Raw genomic sequence first — 20959 nt, 5'->3', positions numbered from 1 at the left:
CCCCCTTGCGGGGGAGATTCCGGCAGGGCAGAGGGGGTGTGACGGAAACGCGGCCTTCAGGCCACGTTGCGGACGCAGGACGACTGGCAAGGATTTCGCGCAAACTATGAATATCGTCGAAGCCTCGATCGCCGACCTGCGCAATGCGCTGGAGCAAGGCACCGTCACCAGCGTCGATCTCACCGGCGCTTACTTGACGCGCATCGCTCACTACGACCGCCACAGCATCGCGCTCAACGCCGTGCCCATCCTCAATCCCAAGATGTTCGAGGAAGCGGCCGCCTCCGACCGGCGCCGGCGCGCGGGCAAAACCTTCGGCCCGCTCGACGGCATCCCTTACACCGCCAAGGACAGCTACAAGGCGAAGGGCCTGACGGTGGCCGCCGGTTCGCCGGCCTTCGAGCATCTCGTCGCCACCGAGGACGCCTTCACCATCGAACGGCTCAAAGCCGCCGGCGCGGTGCTGATCGGCCTCACCAACATGCCGCCCATGGCCAATGGCGGCATGCAGCGCGGCGTCTATGGCCGGGCCGAGAGCCCCTATAACAGGGATTACCTCACCGCTGCCTTCGCCTCCGGCTCTTCCAACGGCTCGGGCACGGCGACCGCGGCCAGCTTCGCTGCCTTCGGGCTTGGCGAGGAGACCTGGTCGTCGGGCCGCGCGCCGGCCTCCAACAATGCGCTCGTCGCCTACACGCCCTCGCGCGGCGTGATCTCGGTGCGCGGCAACTGGCCGTTGGTGCCGACCATGGATGTGGTGGTGCCGCATACGCGCACCGTCCCCGACATGCTGGAACTGCTCGACGTGATCGTCGCCGACGATCAGGACACGCGCGGCGATTTCTGGCGCGTGCAGCCTTGGGTGTCGATCCCGAAAGCGTCCGAAATCAGGCCGGCAAGCTATACCGGGCTGGCGTTGCAAGGCGCGCTCAAGGGCAGGCGACTCGGCGTGCCGAAAATGTATATCGGCAAGGATGAAGGCGCCGACCGTCCGATCGAGACCCGCGCCTCGGTGCTGGAGCTCTGGCGGCAGGCGGCGCGCGACCTGGAAGCGCTCGGCGCCGAGGTGGTCGAGGTCGATTTTCCCGTCGTCTCGAACTATGAGCGCGACCGTCCGGGTGCGCTATCGATGGTCGATCACGGCCTGGTGCCGAACGAATTTGCAAGCCGCGAGATTTGGGACCTCTCCATCTGGTCGTGGGACGATTTTCTGCGCGCGAACGCCGATCCGACGCTCCCCGATCTCGCCTCGACCGACGGCCCGAAGATTTTCCCGCGGCCGCCGGGCGCGCTGCCCGACCGCTATGGCGAGGACGGCTTCGACCCTGCCGAATATGTCGAGCGGGCCAGGCAAGGCGTGGCGCCGCTCGAGGACATCCCCACCATCGAGGCCGGGCTGAAGGGGCTTGAGGCAACGCGCCGCGTCGATTTCGAGGACTGGCTGCAGGCGAACCGGCTCGATGCCGTTGTGCTGCCGGCCGTCGCCGATGTCGGCCCGGCCGATGCCGACGTCAACGAGGCCTCCGCCGAACTCGCCTGGCGCAACGGCACCTGGGTCGCCAACGGCAATCTGGTCTGGCGTCATCTCGGCATCCCGACGGTGACGGTGCCGATGGGCACCATGGCCGATATCGGCATGCCGGTGGGCCTGACCTTCGCCGGCAAGGCCTATGATGACACGGCGCTGCTGCGCTTCGCCGGCGACTACGAGCGCGCCACCCAGCGTCGCACCGTCCCGCCGCGCACGCCGGCGCTGGCGGATGATGTGTTTGCGGAGGGCAGGGGCTCGGCGGGTGGTGCTGGCGATGCGCCGCTTGCGCTTTCGCTGGGTGCCGAGACGATCGACGCCGGCGACACCGACGAGATCGCGATCACGCTGCAGATCGATGCGGGCGAGATCGGACCGGTGGTCGTCAAAGTCCACGTCAACGGCGAGCCTGTCATCATGCAGGTGGACGGCAATCGCTACACAGGCCGCCTAGTCGTACCGGCCGCGATGCATCAAGGCTTCCACAGCGTCTGGCGCGGCTCCTATGGCTCGATCGCCACTGCCATCGTGCGCCTGCCGGATGGGCGTGCGGCGGGGGCGTATACCGTGACGGGCGGGATTGGTTAGCGCGACGCGAATCTCCCCCTCGAGGGCAGGGCTGTCCGGGGAAAATCTTTGCACAACGCAGACGAGTCTTTGCTCGCGCTTTCGCAACCTTCGATGGGCGCGACGTCCATTGTTTTTGCCGGCCAGCCGCAGCAGGTGCGGAAGAAAGAGCACCGATTGGGGTCCAAAGCTCGAAAAATGCAATCGGTGCGAGTCCTCCATGGCCCTGTTCGCAACCGAAAAACTTTCCCCGGACAGCCCTGCCTCGAGGGGGAGATGTCGCCGAAGGCGACAGAGGGGGTCGTCGCGCGTGGAGCGCCGACGCCCTAAACGACGAAAGATGACGCTGGCGATCTATGTGAGACGACCCCCTCTGGCCGCTTCGCGGCCATCTCCCCCTCAAGGGGGGAGATAAGGCGCCCTCGCTACCCCACCCAATCCACCACCAGCGCCGCGACCCCAAACACCGCCCCAGCCGCGCACACCGCGTTCCACCCGCCCCATGCCCAGGACACTCCCGCCAGCAGCGAGCCAATCGCGCCGCCGATGAAGAATATCCCGACGAACAGCCCATTGATCCTTCCGCGCGCCTTCGGCCGCAAAAGGTTGACGGCGCGGCGGCCCAACGTCTGGTCGCCGGTGACGCCGATGTCGAGCAGCACAGCGCTGGCGCCCATCAGCAGCAGCGGCAGCCATGCGCCGCCGGCGGCGGCCGCACCCGCCCATGCCGCAAGCCCGAGCGCCGCGATCAGGCCGAGATGACAGAAAATCGTCGCCGGTCGGGTGAAGCCGCGGTCGCCGGCGCGGCCGAAGATCGGTGTCGCCGCCGCTCCGCCGGCGCCAACCAGCGCGAACAGCGCGATGCCCCTCTGGCCAAGCTCGAAGGGAGGTGCCGCGAGCCTGAGCGCCACCGCCGTCCAGAACACGCTGAAGGCCGCCATCACCAGGCTCGCCGTCAGCGCGCGGCGACGCAGCACCGGCTCCTGGCGCAACAACTCGAACAGCGAGACGAGCAGCGCCGCGTAGCTGGAATGTGCCGGCGGACGCCGCCTCGGCAGCGTGAGGCCGAGCAGGATGGCGAGCAGTGCCAGTGCCGCGGCGCTGATGCCATAGAAGGCGCGCCAGCCGAAGGCGTCGGCGACGAAGCTTGCCAGCGGCCGCGACAAGAGGATGCCGATCATCAGCCCGCTCATCACGTCGCCGATGACCCGGCCGTCCTGTCCGGGCGGCGCCATCGAGGCCGCGACCGGCACCAGCACCTGGATGCAGGAGCAGGCGGCACCCAGCACGAACAGCACCGCGAGCAGCGAGTTGGCCGAGGGCGCGAATGAAGCGATCGCCGCGGCGAGCGCCGCCGCGCTTAACATGCGCAGCACCAGCGCCCGGTTCTCGATCAGATCCGACAGCGGCACCAGGAAGAACAGCCCGGCGGCATAGCCGAGCAAGGTCGCCATCGAGACGAGACCGCTTTCGGAGGTCGCAGCACCCAGCGACGGGCCGATCAGTCCGACCAGCGTCTGCGGCGCGAACAGGTTGGTGACGATGATGCCGACCGCGGCGGCGAACAGCAGCGTCTGCGATCGGGTGATCGTGCCGGCGGTTTCACTTGGCCGCTCCGCCAGTTGCGTGTTGTGTGTGCCGTGCATGAGACTTCCTGTTGTTCGCATATCCAGCGAGGACTTTATTGCAAACGATCATAATGCTACAATTGAATTGACCTGATAATGATTATGCGAGATGCGCATGAACATTCACGACCTCGAAGCTTTCGTCGCCGTCGTCGAGACCGGCTCCATCGTCGGCGCCTCGGCGAGGCTGAACCTCACCCAGCCAGGTGTGACGCGCCGCATCCAGAATCTCGAGGAGCGGTTGGCCACACCTTTGCTCGACCGCCAGTCGAAGCCGCTGAAGCCGACCGCCTCGGGCCGCGAGGCCTATGAGCATGGCCGCCGCGTGCTGCGCTCGCTGGAGGATCTGAAGGCGGGCGTGTCGCCGGCCGGCGAGGTGAGGGGCGAATTCCGCCTCGGTATCATGCCCTATCTTTCGACCAGCGCGCTCTCCGAGCCGCTCGACAGCCTGCGCGCAGCTTTCCCGCAACTGACGCTGAAGATCACCTCCAGCCTGTCGCCGCGTCTGGTCGAGCAGGTGCTGCACAGCGAGATCGACGCCGTCGCGGTCTGCCTCGCCGATGGGGTGGCGCCGCCGCCGGAGCTCGTCGGCGACGATCTCGGCGTGCAGGCGGTGCTGCTGATCGCCTCGCCAAGCCTCGGCGTGTCGAAGCCGGCCGAGCTCACCGACCTTGCGCGTTACCCCTGGGTGCTGAACGAGACCGGCTGCGGTTTTCGCGCCTTCATCCGCCACCGCTTCGAGGTGGCGCGGCTGCCTTTCCACGTCGGCGTCGAGGCGCAGGGCGCCGATCTCAGGATGTCGCTGGTGGCGCGCGGCCACGGCATCGGCGTCGTCACGCCCGGCGCGCTGTCCGGCAGCCCGTGGCGCGACGCGGTCGAGGTGGTCGACTGCCCCGGCTTCAAGCCGCAAGTGCGTTGCTGGCTGCTCCACCGCCCGCCGGCGGGAAGGCTCGCGCGGCCGATTGCCACCTTCCGAGACGCGCTGGCGGAGGCGCTGAAGGGGCCTATGCCACTGATGTCGTAGCACCCCTCCTTCTCCCCTTGTGGGAGAAGGTGGCCGAGCGAAGCTCGGACGGATGAGGGGTGTTGGCCGGATCGCTGCTTAAAAGAAATACGCGCTAAAAATCGCTCAATCTTTCGGCGTCTCGTTCCTTCCAGCACCCCTCATCCGTCTCGGCGCTGCGCGCCGATCCACCTTCTCCCGCAAGGGGAGAAGGAGAGGCTGCCGCTTGACCCATCCTCCACCCAGGCTATCCTCGCCGCCATGCCAAACACAGCTCCCTCCGCCACCGCTCCGCTCATCGTCATCGACCTGCAGACCGGGATGTTCGACGGTCGTTTCGATCCGCCGATCCATGACGCCGACGCAATTGCCGAGCGCGCTCGAAAACTGATCGACTGGGCGCGGCACACCGGCCGCAAGGTGGCCTTCATCCGTCATGATGGGCCGGAGGGCGATCCGCTGGCGCCGGGCGCTTCCGGCTGGCCGGTATGGCCGTTGCTCGGCCAGGCCGCCGACGAGCCGACCTTCGGCAAGACGGTCGGTAATGCTTTCTCCAACGCCGAGCTTGGGCAGTGGGTCGCGGGGCAGGGCGCGAGCGATGTGATGCTCATCGGCGCCCAGACCGATTTCTGCGTTGCCGCAACGGTGAAAGGGGCCTTTGCCGAAGGGCTTGGCGTCACCGTGGTTTCGGATGCGCATTCGACGCTGGATTCTCAGGAGGAGAAGGCGCCTGACATCATCACGCGGCACAACGAGGCTTTCGTGAAGCAGGGCGTGCGGCTGACGACGACGAGGGCGTTGGTTGGGGGTGAACACTGAGAGGCCGCGTTCCTTCGCGCCCCGCGCTGTCCCGCCGGCGTTTGTTGTAAAAGTCCCGTTCGACGACCGCGACCCCACTAAGGAGTCCCACCGTGCCAACCCTTACCCTTCCCGCCGAAGGAGGCTGCCGCTGCGGCCGCGTGCGCCTGAAGATTTCGGCAAAGCCGCTGCTCACTATGGCCTGCCACTGCACCGGCTGCCAGCTTATGTCATCCAGCGCCTATTCGCTGAGCGCCGCCATTCCTGCGGATGGCTTCGAGATCATCAAGGGCGAGCCGGTGATCGGCGGCCTGCACGGCGCCTCGAGGCACTATTTCTGCGGCTACTGCATGAGCTGGATGTTCACCCGGCCGGAGGGGCTCGACTGGTTCGTCAACCTGCGCCCGACCATGCTCGACGACCCCGCCTGGTTCACGCCCTTCATCGAGACCTGGACCAGCGAGAAATTGCCCTGGGCGACGACGCCAGCCGTGCACAGCTACGCGGCCCTGCCGGCCTTCGAGGAATATGAGGGGCTGGTCGCGGAATACGCCAAGACACAGGCCTGATCGACCCAAAACAAAACGGCGACCCGGGTCAGATCGCCGTTCAGTTCATGGTCGACGCGGCCGTTGGGGGCGACATTGTTGGGGATGTGCTTGGGCGTCCGCGTCGACCACGGCGGCCTCGTACCGCAGATATAGCATTGCATATCTTCAAGGCGCGCGCACTTCCGCGATAGCGGAATAGGCAGGGCGTAATCTCCCCCCTTGAGGGGGAGATGGCCGCGAAGCGGCCAGAGGGGGTCGTCTCACATCGAGCGCCGGCGCCTGGCGGAAGCAAGAAGCGGCCGGCGCTCCACGCGCAACGACCCCCTCTGTCGCCTCCGGCGACATCTCCCCCCTCGAGGGGGGAGATCAGCTTGCGCGAAACACTTTCAACCTCTCGCCGCATTGACCGCGGCCTCCACAGCGGCGACGAATAATGCTTTCGCTCCCAATGGATTGCATCTTGCGCCAAACCCATTTCCTCAACGCCAGGCTCGCCGATGGCTCGCTGGCCGACCTGACCGTCACCGGCGGCCGCTTCAGCGCCATCGCGCCCGCCGCCAATGCCGCCGCTCCGCCGGCCGGCGCCGTCGACCTCGCCGGTCAGCTCGTGCTGCCGGCCTTCGTCGAGGGCCACATCCACCTCGACACCTCCTTCTATGGCGATGCCTGGCGTCCGCACATTCCCTGCACCGACGGTTTTGACGTGCGCGAGCGCGTCGCCTTCCAGATGCGGAGCCTTGAGCAGGCCGCGCCGATGGATGAGCGCGCGAAGAACCAGCTCGAGCTTTGCGTCGGCCATGGCAGTCTCGCCATGCGCAGCCATGTCATGGTCGATGCCGCTGTCGGGCTGAAGCATGTCGAGACGATCCTAGGCGTGCGTGAGAAATATCGCGAGCTGATCGACATCCAGCTCGTCGCCTTCCCGCAGAGCGGCATTCTGTCTTCCCCGCGCACGGCGGAGCTCCTGGACGAGGCCCTGAAACTCGGCTGCGACCTGATCGGCGGGCTCGACCCGGCGAGCTTCGACCGCGATGTGAACGGCCATCTCGACGTTGTCTTCGGCCTTGCCGAAAGGCGCGGCGTTGGGGTCGACATCCATCTGCATGACGGCGGCACACTTGGCCTGTTCGAGATCGAGGAGATATGCGCCCGGACCGCGGCGATGAGCATGCAAGGCAAGGTCGCCGTCAGCCACGCCTATGCACTGGGCCACATTTCCGCCGACACTCTGGCCAGGGCCGGCGAGATGCTTGCAGCCTCCGGCGTTGCCATCATGACCAATGCCCCCGGCAACCATCCTTTTCCGCCGGTGGCCGCGCTCCGCAAGGCGGGCGTCACGGTCTTTGCCGGTTCCGACAATATCCGCGATTCCTGGTGGCCCTATGGCGATGGCGACATGCTGAACCGCGCCAACATGATCGGCTACCGTTCCGGCTTCTACGAGGATCGGGAACTGGAAGCGGCCTGTGACTTGGTGAGCCATGCCGGCGCCAAGGCGCTGGGCCTCGAAGGCTATGGCATTGCGGTCGGCGCCAAGGCCGATTTCGTCGCGCTGAAGGCCGAGCACGTGCCGGAAGCGGTGGTGGCGGTGCCGAGGGAGCGCACGGTCTTTCGCCGAGGCATGCTGGTCGCGAGGGACAGCAGGATGACGAGCTGACCGCATCGCCGCGGTCCGGCCTGCGCCCGGTCTATCGAGCCGCAGATTGCCAAGGATGGCGAAATGGTTGGTTGAGGGGGCCTGAGAAAATCGGCTGCCGCCAGGCCTTCGCATGGATCGTTTCGCTGGCGCCGACGTTCCTTCCGGTGAAACAGAGACCGGGAGGTTTTCATGGCTGACCAGACCAGGGAAGAACGCATCCGCCAGCGTGCCTATGAGCTTTGGGAAAAAGAAGGAAAGCCCGAGGGCGCCGACTTGCGCTTTTGGGAACAGGCGATGGACGAGATCGACCAAGAGGATCAACGGAAGAGTCCGTCGGACAAACGCCAACGCGCCGCCGGCGCATAGTCGCCCGAGCGCGTGAACGCGCGGCTTTGAATAGGCCCCGCAACGGCGGGTTTATTAGCCCGTCTATGATGGTCGTGTGGCAATGGATGTTCGCGACGCCATCAGCCGAGCGCTGGCCTGGTCCAGCGAATGGTTCAACTACGCCACCTCGCTGTGGCTCTTCTACCAGCTCGCCATCATCCTCACGCTGTTCCTCGCGGCCAGGTTTGCCGGACGGCGCGTCGAGCTTCTCGTTGAGGACCGGGCACGACAGATCAAGGGTCATCCCGGACTGCTGAGGGTCGTCATCGCCCTGTTGCGACGCACGGACTGGATCCTCTTCACACTCTTCCTGCTTGCCGCGCTCAACCTCATGCGCCCTTTCGTGTGGCCGAGCCACCTCTACCTCATCCATGTCGCCCTTTCGCTGTCGCTCGCGTGGCTTTTCGCGTCTGTGCTGTCACGCATGGTTCACAACCGCCTCGTCGCCCGCCTTCTCGGCTGGCTGATCTGGACCTACGCGGCGCTTGTCATCCTGGGCGTCAGCGACGAGACCGCGACGTTGCTGGACAGCCTCGCAATCCCCATGGGCGCGGTCCGCCTTTCGGCCCTGCTGCTACTCAAGGCGGTGCTGCTGCTGGCCGCCACGGTCTGGTTCGCCGTGGTCATCGGCAATTATGTCGACGAGCGCGTCCGCATCTCCGAGGAGCTGACGCCCTCGATCCGCGTCCTCATCGGCAAGGTGGCGAAGATCGGCCTGGTCCTGGTTGCCGGCGCCTTCGCCCTTTCCGCCGTCGGCGTCGACCTGACGGCGCTGACGGTCTTTTCCGGCGCGATCGGCGTCGGTCTCGCCTTCGGGCTGCAGAAGGTCGTTTCGAATTTCGTCTCCGGCATGATCATCCTGCTCGACAAGTCTATCAAGCCGGGCGACACCATCTCGCTCGAAGGCACATTCGGCTGGATACGGGAATTGCGGGCGCGCTTCGTCTCGGTGGTGACGCGCGACGGCCGCGAATATCTGATCCCGAATGAAGACTTCATCACCCAAAGGGTCATCAATTGGTCGTTCAGCGACAACCTCGTGCGGCTCGATGTGGATTTTGGCGTCTCCTACGACGCCGATCCGCACAAGGTCAGCGAACTGGCGATCGAGGCCGCGATCAGCGTCGGGCGGGTCGAAGCCGATCGGCGGCCGGTCTGCTGGCTGACGGGGTTCGGCGACTCCTCGCTCAACTTCGTCCTGCGCTTCTGGATCCACGATCCGCAGCAGGGCCTGACCAATGTGCGTGGCAAGGTGCTGCTGGCGCTGTGGGATACGTTCAAAAAGAATGGCATAGGCATCCCCTATCCGCACCGCGAAATCATCGTGAGGGACGGGGCTGGGCAGAAAGGCAATTGGGCGGCACGCTGAACGGTGGCGAGCGCGACCATGCGCCTCCGTCGTTTAAATTAATTTGCATGCATATGTTTCAGGGCGCTCCGGCTTCGTGAAGCATTTCACCGTTCGCGCGCAATCGGCCGGTTACAGACGCACCTCAAAAGCGGCGCCCGGTGAGCGGGCAGACTTTCTGCCGCTGCTTGTGGAGGTCCCGATGTTCAAAAGCCTTAACCGCATCCGCGCCGCCTTTGCGCGGGCAAGCAAGCGCCGCAGGACGATGCGCGAGCTGAACGAACTGCCGCCGGAGATCCGTAAGGACATCGGCTGGCGGCAGACCGCTCATGACGATGAGATTCGGTTGCCGTTTTAAGCAATTCCAGGAAAGGCACGCGGCGGTTTCCGTCCGGAATTGCGTAAAATCAAAAACCTAATGCATGTCGCCCAGAAGTGTTTAGCGGTTCTGGGACAACGACATGCATCAAAACAAAGGCTTAAAGCGCGTCGCTCGAATCCGTTCGACGCCACGCGCTTTCGAGCATGTCTCCCGAAAGTGGGAAACCGGTTTCGGGACAAAGACATGCGTAAGATCAAAAACCTAAAGCGCACAGAGCGAATCTGAAAGATCGCGACGCGCTTTAGGTGGACGCCAGGCAGCACCGGCACGCTTGTCCGTCCTGGCTGGCCAAGACGGTCAGCCGGCGGGCTTGTAGACGCCGGCAGCCTTGTTGGCGGCTGCGAGCACCCCTTCATGTCGAGCTCTTCGAGGACGACGAGGTCGCTCACCGAGCCACTTGCCCGCACCGCAAGCGCCATGCCCATCCCGGCGGTCTGGTCCGGCACCTCGCCATTGACGACGACGTCATACTTGCCGCGCGTGAACATCAGGCTGCTCATCTTGCCGCCGACGCTTTCAAAAAGCGCCTTGACCGCAGCTTCCCGGTCCGATCCCTGCATAAGCCCCTTGGCGGCCTGGGGTTCGTAATTCGCCAATATGGTGACCTTCATGGCTGTCTCCTCCAAATATCACGTCTCGGGCTGCCCGATGGTGTGAGCAGCACGGACTTTCCTGGTTTTCCCTGACATTTGACCTGGTCCGTGGACCACCTGGGCAAACATGGCCAATGGCGGTTCAGCCGGAGCATGGCTTCGGCTTGCGATAACATGCGCCTATTCTAATATATCGGCAATTCCGCCATTCGACGGAACCCCGGGCCGCGTCGCCGGCCCTACCGACCGCTGGGGATGGCTATAGCTACCCCAGCCACCACCAGAGCCCGCCGACCGCCAGTGCGATCGCCAGCGCCACGCCGGCCAGCATCACATAGGAGCCGACGATCATGTCGCGGATGATCTTCTTGATGCTGGCGCGGTCGTTGAGGTTGGGGAAGGGCTCGTTCGGAAGCGGAACGCCGAGGAAATCGCAAAGCGGGCCCCAACCGTCGGTCACCTTGAAGACCAGGAGCCTTTCCGGCGACACCGCCGCCTTCACTTCGTCGATATAGGCGTTGTAGCGCGCCACCGCCTTGTCGCGATCGTCCATGACGCCTTTCAGGGCGCGGCCCCAGACCAGCTTGTTCGACATGTCGCCGAATTTGCGGCCGAACGGAGTCAGCCATTCCAGCACCTTGAACTGCCAGACATTTTCGGTGAAGTAGATCGTGTCGATGGTGCTGTCATACCAGGCTTCGGCTCCGCGCGGATGCAGCGTCAAAAGCACCTTGGCGCGTGGGTAGGCGGCCATCAGTTCGCGCCACACGCAGCAGCCCGGATTGTCGACGGTGGCGCGATAATTGGCGAACACGCGGTTCCAGTCATGCTGGCTGCCGGGCGGGCTGTTGGCCACCTTGCGCCAGAAGTCGAGATGGCCCTTGTTGGCCTTGTTTAAGATGACTTCCTGCATGTGGTAGCTCGGAAAGCCGAGCCTGTTCAGCGCGGCGAAAGTGGACCACGTGCCGGTGCGGCCGAATCCGGCCCCGATAAGTTCGAGTGTCATTGCCCCCATCCCCGTTCGGCCGGATTGATTTTCCCGCTCTATCCGGCTCCTGGTATTTCATGCTGCGCCGAAGCCGTTCGGCCCGCAACATTTTTCCATTAGCATTTGTGAAAATATGTGGGCCAACGGAAAATATGTGGGCCAGCGCAGGGCGCCCAAAAGTGTTGCGGCGATTTTGACAAGTGTGAACAACAATGTCGCCTGGACGATGGGCTATGACCGTTTGGGCTATTCACGCCGGGCGCGGAGGCTGATAATAGGTCAGCCTGGTTGACCTAAAATACGAAACGCCCCGCGGGAGGTGCGCCTTGACCCTGTTGAACCTTCTGGCCTCGCGCTCGTCGCGCATGAAGGCCTCGGAAATCCGCGAGCTGTTGAAGCTGCTCGACCAGCCCGACATCATCTCCTTTGCCGGCGGCATTCCGGATCCCTCGCTGTTTCCGGCTGAAGCCATCGGCGAGGCTTACCAGGCCGTGCTCGGCGGCGCGGAGGCGGGGACCGCGCTGCAGTACCAGGTCAGCGAGGGTTTTCTGCCGCTGCGCAAATGGCTGGCCGGCTACATGGGCAAGCTCGGCATCGAATGCGACGAGGCAAACATCTTCATCTCCTCCGGCTCGCAGCAGGCGCTCGATTATCTCGGCAAGCTGTTCCTGTCGCCCGGCGACACCGCCCTGGTCACCTGGCCGACCTATCTCGGCGCGTTGCAGGCCTTCAATGCCTACGAGCCGCGCTATGACCGGCTGAACACGGCCGACGGCAACATGACGCCGGAGGCTTACCGCGCGGCCGCGAATGGCGGCAAGGTGAAATTCGCCTATCTGGTGCCGGACTTCGCCAACCCGACCGGCAACACGCTCGATGCCGCGCAGCGCAGGGCGGTGCTCGACCTCGCCGGCGAGCTCGACATCGCCGTCATCGAGGACGCCGCCTACCGCGCGTTGCGCTATGACGGCGAGGCGGTGCCGCCGATCCTGGCGCTGGACTGCGCGCGCTCCGGCGGCATCGACAACGCCCGCACTCTCTATTGCGGTTCCTTCTCCAAGATCCTCTCGCCCGGCATGCGCGTCGGCTGGGTCTGCGCGCCGCGCCATGTGGTGGAAAAGCTGGTGCTTATGAAGCAGGCCTCCGACCTGCATAGCCCTTCGATCAACCAGATGGTCATGCACCGCGTCGCCGAGGCCATTTTCGATGGCCAGGTGGACAGGCTGATCGGCGCCTACCGCAAGCGGCGTGACGCGCTGCTCGGCGCGCTCGAGGCCGAGATGCCCGACGGCATTTCGTGGAGCCGGCCGGATGGCGGCATGTTCGTCTGGTTGACGCTGCCGGAAGGCGCGGATGCCACCGAACTCCTGGCGCGTTCGGTGAAGGAGGCGCGTGTCGCCTTCGTGCCCGGCAACGCGTTCTACGCCGACGGCACCGGCCGCAACACGCTGCGCATGTCCTTCACGCTGGCCAACGACCGCGCGGTGAATGAGGGCGTGCCAAGGCTGGCGAAGTTGTTGAGGGGGTAATCTCCCCCCTCGAGGGGAGATGTCGCCGAAGGCGACAGAGGGGGTCGCCGCGCGTGGAGCGCCAACCTCTTCTCGATCCGCCAAAGCGTCGGCGTTCGATGTGAGACGACCCCCTCTGGCCATCTCCCCCTCGAGGGGGAGATCAACCGTTGCTTCGCCGGCTATCACCTCCCGCTCGCACAACCGTGATCGGTAGTGCGCAGGCGTGATTATCGGCGCGCCGGTTCTTCGGCTAGGGTTCCGGCCGATCCAACACCCCTGGATCGACCGGCCGCGATGTCCCACCTTCACGGCCCGAACGAAAGAGCCCCGACGACCTCCACCGGCGGGGCTTTTTCATTGACCTTCCCGCGTCGGGGAACCCACGCCGCGAAGCGAACAGGTCAACCGGCGCTACTTGTTGCAGTTCTGCATGTCGGAGGTCATGGCGCCGCTTGGGGTGTTGTTGTCGGTATCGTAGCCGCCGCTGTCTTTACAGCGATCCTCCATGCCGTTCGACTGTGACTGCGTCGTGGAACTGGTCGTGGTGGAGTCCGTCGGATTTGGCGTGGTGCCTGTCACCGTTCCGCTACCGGTCGTGCCACCGGACATGTCGCCGCTCGTGCCGCCAGACACGCTACCGGAAACGCCGCCCGACGCACCAGTCGACTGCGCCATCGCGGCCGAGGTGGCAAGCGCGACGGATAGCACGGAAGCTGCAAAAATTTTCTTCATCATTGGAAGCCTCCAAACTGTTTCATCGTTGATTGCCTCAGATTTCCAACGGAGGATTGCGGGGGGATGTTCCGGCTGAAAGAATTCGTGAAGATCCGCATCGCCGCGCCTTTTCGAAGCCTGGCGGGCAGATCGCGCGACGGCCGGCACTTGTAGGGAGGGCCGGCAAAGTCAAATGCGTCGGGCCAATTTGCGAAAGAGGATTGCATGAATGCATCGCCCCGCGTGACGCTGCTGCTCGGCAGTGCGCCTGACGTCATGCGCTGCTCCGCGTGGCCGAAGGATGCCTTCGCCAGCATCGTTGCCATCAACAATGCCTGGCGCGTGCGCCCCGATTGGGACATCCTTGTCCATGCCGGCGATTTTCCACCCGAGCGAATGCCGCAGCCTGACCCGATGCGGCAAATCTTCAGCGCGGCCCATTATGTGCCGGCGCAGAACAGTTTTGGCGGTTTCGTCTATGCCGGCGCCACCATGTCGCTGACGGCGGCCTACTGGAGCATCCACAACCAGAGGCCCGACGCGCTAGCCTTCCTCGGCTGCGACATGGTCTACGACCATGCCGGCGACACCCATTTTTACGGCACCGGCAGCGCCGATCCGCTGCGCGACGACGTCACGCTGCAAAGCCTCGAGGCGAAGTCCGCGCGGCTGCTGATCCATGCGCTGAGGCGCGGCACGCTCTGCGTCAACCTGTCGGACCTGCCGCGCAGCCGGCTGGTTTTCCCAAAACTCTGCTTCGAGGCGGTGCGGGAGCTCACGCCATCGCGTCTTGCCGCAATGCAGTCAGAATTGCGCGCCGGCATCGACCTCGAGGCGGTGGAGGTGGCCGAGGCGATGGAGCGGGCGTTCGGCTATTTCTACGAGGACGGCATGTACTGGAACCATCTCGACCAGATCGATGGGGCCAAGCTCGCCCGCATCGACAGGCTGTGGATTGCGGCTGTCGCGGATCTGGTGGCGCCGCCGCTGGAGGAATGCAACGCGGCGGAGTAGGGGCGCCAATCTCCCCCTTGAGGGGGAGATGTCGCCGAAGGCGACAGAGGGGGTCGCCGCGCGTGAAGCGCCGGCGCCTTTTTCGCGACGAGAGACGAGGCTGGCGATCTACGTGAGGCGACCCCCTCTGGCCGCTTCGCGGCCATCTCCCCCTCAAGGGGGGAGATTAAACGCAAGTCGTCACGCAAAGTTGCTGGGTGCTGCGCGGCCTTTCGGCTAAACTGAAAGATCTTAGCCCAGGAGGACGGCCATGATCCCACGCCTCGGACTCATCGCACTTGCCTTCGCTGCCTTCGCCACCCAGGCATCCGCCTTCGAGCTCTCCAGCCCGTCCGTCTCCAACGACAAATGGGACGCGAAATATCTCGGCGACAAGGCCGGCTGCGGGGGCAAGAGCGTCTCCATCGCGCTTGCCTGGAAAGATCCGCCGGCCGGCACCAAGAGCTACGCGCTCACCATGTTCGATCCCGATGCCAATGGCGGCAAGGGGTTCTGGCATTGGCTGGCCTGGAACATCCCGGCAAGCGCCAAGGGCCTCGCCGAAGGCGCCGGCTCTAAAAGCGGCAAGCGTCTGCCCAAAGGCACGGTGTCCGGCACAGGCGGCGTCGGCCGAGCTGGCTATTTCGGTCCGTGCCCGCCGCCCGGCAGCGGCAAGCACCACTATGTCTTCACGCTCTACGCGCTGGGCGAGGCCAAGCTGCGCACGCCGGAAAATCCGTCGCCGGAGATGGTGTCGGTGGCTGCCAAGAGCCAGGCGCTGGGCGAGGCGACGGCGACGTATACCTATGGGAGGTAGGTGATCTCCCCCTTGGGGCGGAGATGGCCGGCAGGCCAGAGGGGGTCGTCTCACATAGAGTGCCGACACTTGGCGAACACAACGAGGAGGTGGTGCTTCACGCGCGGCGACCCCTCTGTCGCCTTCGGCGACATCTCCCCCTCGAGGGGAGATCAGCAGCTCACTCCGCCGCTTGCAGCTTGTCCTGCGTCTTCGTCTCGAAGTCGCTGGCGTCGTGGCGCTCGTGCAGCTGGTAGGCGGGATCGCCAGAGAGGCGGTTGACCATACGGCCGCGCTTGACCGCCGGCCGGGCGTCGATCGCGTCTGCCCAGCGCTGCACGTGCTCGTATTCATGCACGGCGAGGAACTGAGCGGCATCGTTGTAGCTGCGGCCCTTGGCGAGCCCGCCATACCAGGGCCACACCGCCATGTCGGCGATGGTGTAGTCCGGGCCGGCAAGGTATTCGCTTTGCGCCAGCCTGCGGTCGAGCACGTCCATCTGCCGCTTGGTCTCCATGGCGAAGCGGTCGATGGCGTATTCGATCTTCTCCGGCGCATAGGCGTAGAAATGGCCGAAGCCGCCGCCGAGATAGGGCGCCGAGCCCATCTGCCAGAACAGCCACGAGAAGGTTTCCGCCCGCGCCGCACGCTCCGTCGGCAGGAACGCGCCGAATTTTTCGGCGAGATAGGTCAGGATCGAGCCGGATTCGAACACGCGCACCGGCTTCGGCTCGCTGCGGTCCATCAGCGCCGGGATCTTGGAGTTCGGATTGACCTCGATGAAGCCTGAGCCGAACTGATCGCCGTCATTGATGCGGATCAGCCAGGCGTCGTATTCGGCGCCCTTGTGGCCGCGCGCCAAAAGCTCCTCCAGCATGATCGTCACCTTTTGGCCGTTGGGCGTGGCCAGCGAATAGAGCTGCAGCGGATGCTTGCCGACAGGCAGTTCCTTCTCATGCGTCGGCCCGGCGATCGGGCGGTTGATCGAGGCGAAGGCGCCGCCATTCGGCTTATTCCAGGTCCAGACTTTCGGCGGGGAGTATTGGTTCATCGGGGTGGCCTTGTTCCTGGGGCGGATTCGGGTTGGTTGGGGTAAGATTTAGGTGCGGTTGCGCGGGCGTCAAAGAAAAAAGTTCAAATTTCGTTGAACTAATGTTTGGGCCAGCAGCGCCCCGCCTTCTCCCCTTGTGGGAGAAGGTGTCGCCGAAGGCGACGGATGAGGGGTGTTGGACGGAGTGAGGCACTGGTGATTTGGCACGATGAGCGCTCGGTGACGAAAGTGCCGCCAAGCTGGAACACCCCTCATCCGTCTCGGCGCTGCGCGCCGATCCACCTTCTCCCACAAGGGGCCCACAAGGGGAGAAGGGAAAGACGTCAACCCTTGCACCGCGCCCCTTTGGCCATACGTATAGAAAAAGACCCGCAATTCAGGATCGACCGATGACAATCGAAAAAGTCTCGCGCTCCGTCGTGGCCGTGCGCGCCACGGTTCCGGACGACGCATTTACCGCCAATGCGCTGGGCACGCGCCGCGAGGGCAGCGGCGTGGTGATCCGCGACAACGGGCTGGTGCTCACCATCGGCTACCTCATCACCGAGGCCGAGGAGGTGTGGCTGACCGACCAGAACGGCCGCGTGGTAGCCGCGCATGCGCTGGCCTACGACCAGGAGACCGGCTTCGGCCTGGTGCAGGCGCTGTCTCCGCTCGGCCTGCCGGCGGTCAAGTTCGGCAATGCCAGGAAGGCCAATATCGGCGACGCCGTGACGCTCGCCGACGGCATCGGCCAGCAGGTCGACGCCCACATCGTCACCAAGCAGGAATTCGCCGGCTATTGGGAATATCTCATCGACGAGGCGATCTTCACCGCGCCGGCGCACCCGTCCTGGGGTGGTGCCGCACTGTTCGACGGCGACGGCAAGCTGCTCGGCGTCGGCTCGCTGCGCCTGCAGATGAGCCGCGCCGGCGAGGTCGCCGACATCAACATGATCGTGCCGATCGACCTTCTGACGCCGATCCTCGAAGACCTTGTGAAGCGCGGCCAGGTGGCCAAGCCCGCGCGCCCATGGCTCGGCGCCTTTTCGGCCGAGTCGAACGGCATGGTGGTGGTGATGAGCGTCGCCGAGGGCGGTCCGGCCGCCAAGGCGGGCCTCCGCCAGGGTGACATCATCTCCGACGTGCGCGACGGCGAGGTCGACGGTCTCGCCGACTTCTACCGCAAGCTCTGGCAGAATCCGGCCGGCGCGGAGATCCCGCTGCGCGTGGTGCGCGACGGCCGCGAGACCTGGCTCAGGGTAAAGTCCGCCGACCGCAACTCCTTCCTCAAGAAGCCGCAGCTGCAGTAACGCCGCCCGATGAATCCAAGGCTGCTGAAGACATTTCTCGCGGTCGCGCGCACGCGCAACGTCACGCGCGCGGCGGCCGAAGTGCATCTCGCGCAGTCGAGCGTCAGCGACCAGATCCAGGCGCTGGAGGCAGAGCTTGGCGCCAGTCTCTTCACGCGCTCGCGGCAGGGGCTGGAGCTGACGCCGGCCGGCGAGGCGCTGAAACCCTATGCCGAGCAATTGCTGGCGCTCGCCGACGACGCGCGGGCGGCAATCGATGTCGCTAAGGGTGAGGCGGCCGGCCGGCTTGCGATCGGCGCTCTTGAGACGATTGCTTCCGCAAAACTTCCCGGCTGGCTCGCCGATTTCCAGGCCGCCCACCCTGACATCGACATCAAGTTGAAGACCGCCGGCAGCGGCGAATTGCTGCGCAGGCTTGGCGACGGCGAGATCGACGTCGCCTTCTGCTTCGACCGATCCGGCGCGAGTGCGGCGGATGAACGCTTCGCCAGGCGCGTCGTCGGGGCCGAGCCGCTGGTGCTGATCGCGCCGCCCGGCGAGAACCGGACGCAGCTCGATCTGGCGGAGCTTGCCGAAAAACGCTTCGTCGCCACCGAGACCGGATGCGTTTACCGCGCCATGGTCGACAAGGCTTTTGCAGAGGCTGGTCTCGGCGGGCCGAAGCTGGCAGCGGAAGCCGGCAGCATCGACGCCATTGCCGGCCTGGTGGCGGCCGGCGCCGGCTTCGGCATCGTGCCGCGCCTGGCGGTCGCGGCGGCACTCGACCGCGGCGAGGTCGCCGAGATCACATGGCCGGGTCCGGTCCGGTCAGCGGACCTGGTCATGATCTGGCGGCGCCGGCGCGTCCAGCCGCCGCCGCTGAAGGCACTGCTTGCTGCTGCGGGCGAGGGCTTTTCATCCGTCACACCAGCCGATGCCCGCCCTCGACATGCAGTGTCGTTCCCGTCGTAAAGCCGTTGCCGATCAGGAAGCGGATTGCGTCGGCAATGTCTTCCGGCCGCCCGACCCGCCCCACAGGCAGCCGTTCGGCCATCGCGGCGAGCGTCTCATTCTTCGCGTCGCCGGCGACGAACTGCCAGATCGGCGTGTCGACCCAGCCGGGCGAGACGGCGTTGACGCGGATCGGCGCCAGCTCGATGGCCAGAGCCCGCACCAGCCCTTCGAGCGCGGCGTTGACGGCGGCGACCACCGAGCCGCGCGCTGCCGGCCGGTAGGCGGCGATGCCGGAAACGAAGGTGAGCGAGCCGTTGGCCGAAAGCTTTGGTGTGCCATGCTTGGCCAAAAGCAGCGGCCCGTAGAACTTGCTCTCCACCACCCTTTGCGCTGCCTCCAGCTCGATCTCGGGCAGCAGCCGGTAGGCGCCTTCGATCGCAGCGGCTGTGCTGACGATATGGTCGAGCCCGCCGATGCGCGCGAACAGCGCCGCGACCTCATCCTCGCGGCTGATGTCGACCACCGCCGTTTCGAGCGCGGCCGGATGGCCGAGTTCCTCCCGCGCCGCGTTCAGCTTCGCTTCGCCGCGCCCGGCGATGGTGACGCCGGCGCCTTCCTCGAGGCAGCGCCTGGCGAGCGCCAACCCCATCCCGGAACTGCCGCCGACGATCAGGATTCTTGTCTGGTCCATGTCCATGCCTTTCCTTTGCATGGACGATGATGTGGCAGGCCGGAGTGTGGAGCGGAAACGGAAGAAACCGATAGTGTCATCGGAGAGTCCGATGGTGATTCAGCCGATCTCCCCCCTCGTGGGGGAGATGCCCGGCAGGGCAGAGGGGGGCGCGAAGGAACGTGGCCTTTCAGTTTGATCTCGATCGGTTATAGACGAACGCCTCGACAGGTTGGCGGGACAGCGCCCCTCTGGCCTGCCGGCCATCTCCCCCACAAGGGGGGAGATCAGCAGCTTTTGGCGCCGCGCAAAGGGAAATGATGATGGCCCCGATCAAGGTCGATCCGGACAAGGTCCACGAATTCCCCGATGCCGAAAGCTTCTACGCCTGGCTGGCGGACAACCACGCCAGCGAAGACGAGGTTTGGATCAAGATCCACAAGGCCGGCTCCGCCCTGGCATCGATCGCGCCGAAGGAAGCGATCGATGTGGTGCTCTGCTTCGGCTGGATCGACGCGGTGCGCAAGTCGCTCGACGAGAAGAGTTTCCTGCAGCGCTACACGCCGCGCGGCAGGAAGAGCATCTGGAGCAGGATCAACATCGACAATGTCGCGCGCCTGATCGAGGAGGGCCGCATGACCAAGCATGGCCTCAGGCAGGTCGAGGCGGCGAAGGCCGACGGCCGCTGGGACCGCGCCTATGGCGGTTCGAAGGAGATGACGATCCCGCCCGACCTGCAGGCGGCGATCGATGCCGAGCCGAAAGCGAAGGCGATGCTGGCAAATCTCTCAGCCCAGAACCGCTTCGCGCTCGCCTTCCGCACCCACAACATGAAGACGGAAGCCGGCCGCAAGAAGAAGATCGAGAGCTTCGTCGAGATGCTGAAGCGTGGCGAGACGATCCACCCGCAGAAGAAGTAGCAAAAACGCCGCCCCGAGCGGGACGGCGTTTCAGGGAAGCGATGATCCCGAACCCTGTTGAAGCGGTTCGAGATCATCCGGTCATGAAGGTCGGGAGGCTAACCTTATGCGGCCTGCTTCTTGGCGGGCTTCTTGTGCACGCGCTTCTTGGTGTGGTGCTTCTTGACGTGATGCTTGTGGTGCTTGGCCACGTGATGCTTGCGCACATGAGGGCGGCGATGCTTCTTGTGATGCGCGACCTTGGCGGCCGGTTTGGCCGTCTCGGTGGCCGCAGCCGGAGCAGCGGTCGTGGTCGTCGTCGTGGTGGTTGCCGCGGTTGTCGCAGCGGCATTGGCCGCGGTGGTGCCAAGCGCCGGCACCGCGAAAGCGAGCGCGACGGCCAGGCCGAGAACGGAGAGAAGGGTCTTTTTCACAATCGGCATTCCTTGGTTTAAAGATCGATGTCTTTTGTCGCGCGCCGCAATCTTTCGGCTGCTCCGGTCCCGCTTATGACAGCCGGTCTTTTCGCCAGTTTTTCCCGATTGTTGAATCTTGTTTCCGGAATGTGTCCGGCATTTCCTCGCCCCGCGGAACGCAGGGCTGTCCGGGGAAAATCTTTGCACAACGCAGACGAGTCTTTGCTCGCGCTTTCGCAACCTTCGATGGGCGCGATGTCCATTGTTTTTGC

General features: G+C 65.1%; 21 protein-coding genes. 14 read left to right on the top strand and 7 right to left on the bottom strand.

From position 1 onward, the window contains the following. Window positions 1-106: 106 nt before the first annotated feature. Entirely contained in the window at window positions 107-2116 is a 2010-nt protein-coding gene (locus EJ071_RS28200; RefSeq protein ID WP_126100781.1) for an amidase, read from the top strand. 404 nt (window positions 2117-2520) lie between these two features. On the opposite strand, the gene EJ071_RS28195 is transcribed toward EJ071_RS28200, so the two are convergent. Then, window positions 2521-3741: an MFS transporter gene (locus tag EJ071_RS28195; RefSeq protein WP_126100780.1), complete on the bottom strand. Its 1221-nt coding sequence runs from the start codon at window positions 3739-3741 to the stop codon at window positions 2521-2523. A gap of 97 nt (window positions 3742-3838) precedes the next feature. Between EJ071_RS28195 and EJ071_RS28190 the strand changes: the two genes are divergently transcribed. The 7 genes from EJ071_RS28190 (at window position 3839) to EJ071_RS39655 (ending at window position 9807) form a co-directional block, all read left to right on the top strand. Beyond that, window positions 3839-4747 (top strand): LysR family transcriptional regulator, encoded by a 909-nt coding sequence (locus tag EJ071_RS28190; RefSeq protein ID WP_126100779.1) that lies wholly within the window; start codon window positions 3839-3841, stop codon window positions 4745-4747. Between the two features lie 240 nt (window positions 4748-4987). Next, window positions 4988-5545, top strand: coding sequence for an isochorismatase family protein (locus tag EJ071_RS28185; protein ID WP_126100778.1), 558 nt, complete (start codon window positions 4988-4990; stop codon window positions 5543-5545). Window positions 5546-5637: 92 nt separating this feature from the next. Beyond that, complete coding sequence (locus tag EJ071_RS28180; RefSeq protein ID WP_126100777.1) at window positions 5638-6093, top strand: GFA family protein; 456 nt, start codon at window positions 5638-5640, stop codon at window positions 6091-6093. A gap of 430 nt (window positions 6094-6523) precedes the next feature. After that, complete coding sequence (locus EJ071_RS28175) at window positions 6524-7732, top strand: amidohydrolase family protein (protein ID WP_126102751.1); 1209 nt, start codon at window positions 6524-6526, stop codon at window positions 7730-7732. A gap of 171 nt (window positions 7733-7903) precedes the next feature. Continuing rightward, window positions 7904-8080 (top strand): DUF2934 domain-containing protein, encoded by a 177-nt coding sequence (locus EJ071_RS28170; protein WP_126100776.1) that lies wholly within the window; start codon window positions 7904-7906, stop codon window positions 8078-8080. Between the two features lie 82 nt (window positions 8081-8162). Beyond that, complete coding sequence (locus EJ071_RS28165; RefSeq protein ID WP_126102750.1) at window positions 8163-9470, top strand: mechanosensitive ion channel domain-containing protein; 1308 nt, start codon at window positions 8163-8165, stop codon at window positions 9468-9470. Window positions 9471-9546: 76 nt separating this feature from the next. Beyond that, a complete protein-coding gene (locus EJ071_RS39655; protein WP_245459997.1) occupies window positions 9547-9807 on the top strand; it encodes a DUF1127 domain-containing protein in 261 nt (86 codons plus the stop codon). Here EJ071_RS39655 and EJ071_RS39650 read toward each other — a convergent pair. Further along, window positions 9804-10442, bottom strand: a complete 639-nt coding sequence (locus EJ071_RS39650) for a GYD domain-containing protein (protein ID WP_245459996.1) — start codon at window positions 10440-10442, stop codon at window positions 9804-9806. The two genes, EJ071_RS39655 and EJ071_RS39650, sit on opposite strands and share 4 nt — an antisense overlap. A 247-nt stretch (window positions 10443-10689) precedes the next feature. Further along, window positions 10690-11430 carry a sulfotransferase family protein gene (locus EJ071_RS28150; protein WP_126100775.1) on the bottom strand — a complete coding sequence of 247 codons (741 nt, stop codon included), beginning with the start codon at window positions 11428-11430 and terminating at the stop codon, window positions 10690-10692. 347 nt (window positions 11431-11777) lie between these two features. Between EJ071_RS28150 and EJ071_RS28145 the strand changes: the two genes are divergently transcribed. Next, the gene (locus tag EJ071_RS28145; protein ID WP_189521578.1) at window positions 11778-12941 is read left to right on the top strand and encodes a PLP-dependent aminotransferase family protein; all 1164 of its coding nucleotides are present in this window, start codon (window positions 11778-11780) and stop codon (window positions 12939-12941) included. 393 nt (window positions 12942-13334) lie between these two features. Here EJ071_RS28145 and EJ071_RS28140 read toward each other — a convergent pair whose 3' ends face one another. Further along, window positions 13335-13658, bottom strand: coding sequence for a hypothetical protein (locus EJ071_RS28140; RefSeq protein WP_126100773.1), 324 nt, complete (start codon window positions 13656-13658; stop codon window positions 13335-13337). Window positions 13659-13862: 204 nt separating this feature from the next. Here EJ071_RS28140 and EJ071_RS28135 point away from each other — a divergent pair, with 204 nt between their 5' ends. Both EJ071_RS28135 and EJ071_RS28130 read left to right on the top strand, forming a co-directional pair. Beyond that, window positions 13863-14651, top strand: coding sequence for a hypothetical protein (locus EJ071_RS28135; RefSeq protein ID WP_126100772.1), 789 nt, complete (start codon window positions 13863-13865; stop codon window positions 14649-14651). 250 nt (window positions 14652-14901) lie between these two features. Continuing rightward, complete coding sequence (locus tag EJ071_RS28130) at window positions 14902-15447, top strand: YbhB/YbcL family Raf kinase inhibitor-like protein (protein ID WP_126100771.1); 546 nt, start codon at window positions 14902-14904, stop codon at window positions 15445-15447. Window positions 15448-15607: 160 nt separating this feature from the next. Here EJ071_RS28130 and yghU read toward each other — a convergent pair whose 3' ends face one another. After that, entirely contained in the window at window positions 15608-16477 is an 870-nt protein-coding gene (gene yghU / locus EJ071_RS28125; RefSeq protein ID WP_126100770.1) for a glutathione-dependent disulfide-bond oxidoreductase, read from the bottom strand. Window positions 16478-16866: 389 nt separating this feature from the next. On the opposite strand from yghU, the gene EJ071_RS28120 reads away from it, so the two are divergent. After that, window positions 16867-17769, top strand: a complete 903-nt coding sequence (locus EJ071_RS28120; RefSeq protein ID WP_126100769.1) for a S1C family serine protease — start codon at window positions 16867-16869, stop codon at window positions 17767-17769. 9 nt (window positions 17770-17778) lie between these two features. Further along, window positions 17779-18720, top strand: coding sequence for a LysR family transcriptional regulator (locus tag EJ071_RS28115; protein ID WP_126100768.1), 942 nt, complete (start codon window positions 17779-17781; stop codon window positions 18718-18720). Here EJ071_RS28115 and EJ071_RS28110 read toward each other — a convergent pair. Next, on the bottom strand, window positions 18671-19399 hold the full coding sequence (locus EJ071_RS28110) for an SDR family oxidoreductase (protein ID WP_126100767.1): 729 nt from the start codon (window positions 19397-19399) through the stop codon (window positions 18671-18673). The two genes, EJ071_RS28115 and EJ071_RS28110, sit on opposite strands and share 50 nt — an antisense overlap. A 296-nt stretch (window positions 19400-19695) precedes the next feature. On the opposite strand from EJ071_RS28110, the gene EJ071_RS28105 reads away from it, so the two are divergent. After that, entirely contained in the window at window positions 19696-20292 is a 597-nt protein-coding gene (locus EJ071_RS28105; protein ID WP_126102748.1) for a YdeI/OmpD-associated family protein, read from the top strand. A gap of 104 nt (window positions 20293-20396) precedes the next feature. On the opposite strand, the gene EJ071_RS28100 is transcribed toward EJ071_RS28105, so the two are convergent. Continuing rightward, complete coding sequence (locus tag EJ071_RS28100) at window positions 20397-20705, bottom strand: hypothetical protein (protein WP_126100766.1); 309 nt, start codon at window positions 20703-20705, stop codon at window positions 20397-20399. Window positions 20706-20959 lie beyond the last annotated feature (254 nt).

It is taken from the genome of Mesorhizobium sp. M1B.F.Ca.ET.045.04.1.1, assembly GCF_003952465.1.
GTDB lineage: Bacteria > Pseudomonadota > Alphaproteobacteria > Rhizobiales > Rhizobiaceae > Mesorhizobium > Mesorhizobium shonense.
This window is presented reverse-complemented; position numbering and strand designations above follow the sequence as displayed.

Coding starts and splice junctions, on each gene's coding strand:
- EJ071_RS28185 (WP_126100778.1), top strand. CDS start 4,988: ATGCCAAACACAGCTCCCTCCGCCACCGCTCCGCTCATCGTCATCGAC.
- EJ071_RS28170 (WP_126100776.1), top strand. CDS start 7,904: ATGGCTGACCAGACCAGGGAAGAACGCATCCGCCAGCGTGCCTATGAG.
- EJ071_RS28140 (WP_126100773.1), bottom strand. CDS start 13,658: ATGATGAAGAAAATTTTTGCAGCTTCCGTGCTATCCGTCGCGCTTGCC.
- EJ071_RS28150 (WP_126100775.1), bottom strand. CDS start 11,430: ATGACACTCGAACTTATCGGGGCCGGATTCGGCCGCACCGGCACGTGG.
- EJ071_RS28190 (WP_126100779.1), top strand. CDS start 3,839: ATGAACATTCACGACCTCGAAGCTTTCGTCGCCGTCGTCGAGACCGGC.
- EJ071_RS28120 (WP_126100769.1), top strand. CDS start 16,867: ATGACAATCGAAAAAGTCTCGCGCTCCGTCGTGGCCGTGCGCGCCACG.
- EJ071_RS28175 (WP_126102751.1), top strand. CDS start 6,524: ATGGATTGCATCTTGCGCCAAACCCATTTCCTCAACGCCAGGCTCGCC.
- EJ071_RS28145 (WP_189521578.1), top strand. CDS start 11,778: ATGAAGGCCTCGGAAATCCGCGAGCTGTTGAAGCTGCTCGACCAGCCC.
- EJ071_RS39650 (WP_245459996.1), bottom strand. CDS start 10,442: ATGAAGGTCACCATATTGGCGAATTACGAACCCCAGGCCGCCAAGGGG.
- EJ071_RS28195 (WP_126100780.1), bottom strand. CDS start 3,741: ATGCACGGCACACACAACACGCAACTGGCGGAGCGGCCAAGTGAAACC.
- EJ071_RS28105 (WP_126102748.1), top strand. CDS start 19,696: ATGGCCCCGATCAAGGTCGATCCGGACAAGGTCCACGAATTCCCCGAT.
- EJ071_RS28200 (WP_126100781.1), top strand. CDS start 107: ATGAATATCGTCGAAGCCTCGATCGCCGACCTGCGCAATGCGCTGGAG.
- EJ071_RS28110 (WP_126100767.1), bottom strand. CDS start 19,399: ATGGACATGGACCAGACAAGAATCCTGATCGTCGGCGGCAGTTCCGGG.
- EJ071_RS28115 (WP_126100768.1), top strand. CDS start 17,779: ATGAATCCAAGGCTGCTGAAGACATTTCTCGCGGTCGCGCGCACGCGC.
- EJ071_RS28135 (WP_126100772.1), top strand. CDS start 13,863: ATGAATGCATCGCCCCGCGTGACGCTGCTGCTCGGCAGTGCGCCTGAC.
- yghU (WP_126100770.1), bottom strand. CDS start 16,477: ATGAACCAATACTCCCCGCCGAAAGTCTGGACCTGGAATAAGCCGAAT.
- EJ071_RS28165 (WP_126102750.1), top strand. CDS start 8,163: ATGGATGTTCGCGACGCCATCAGCCGAGCGCTGGCCTGGTCCAGCGAA.
- EJ071_RS28130 (WP_126100771.1), top strand. CDS start 14,902: ATGATCCCACGCCTCGGACTCATCGCACTTGCCTTCGCTGCCTTCGCC.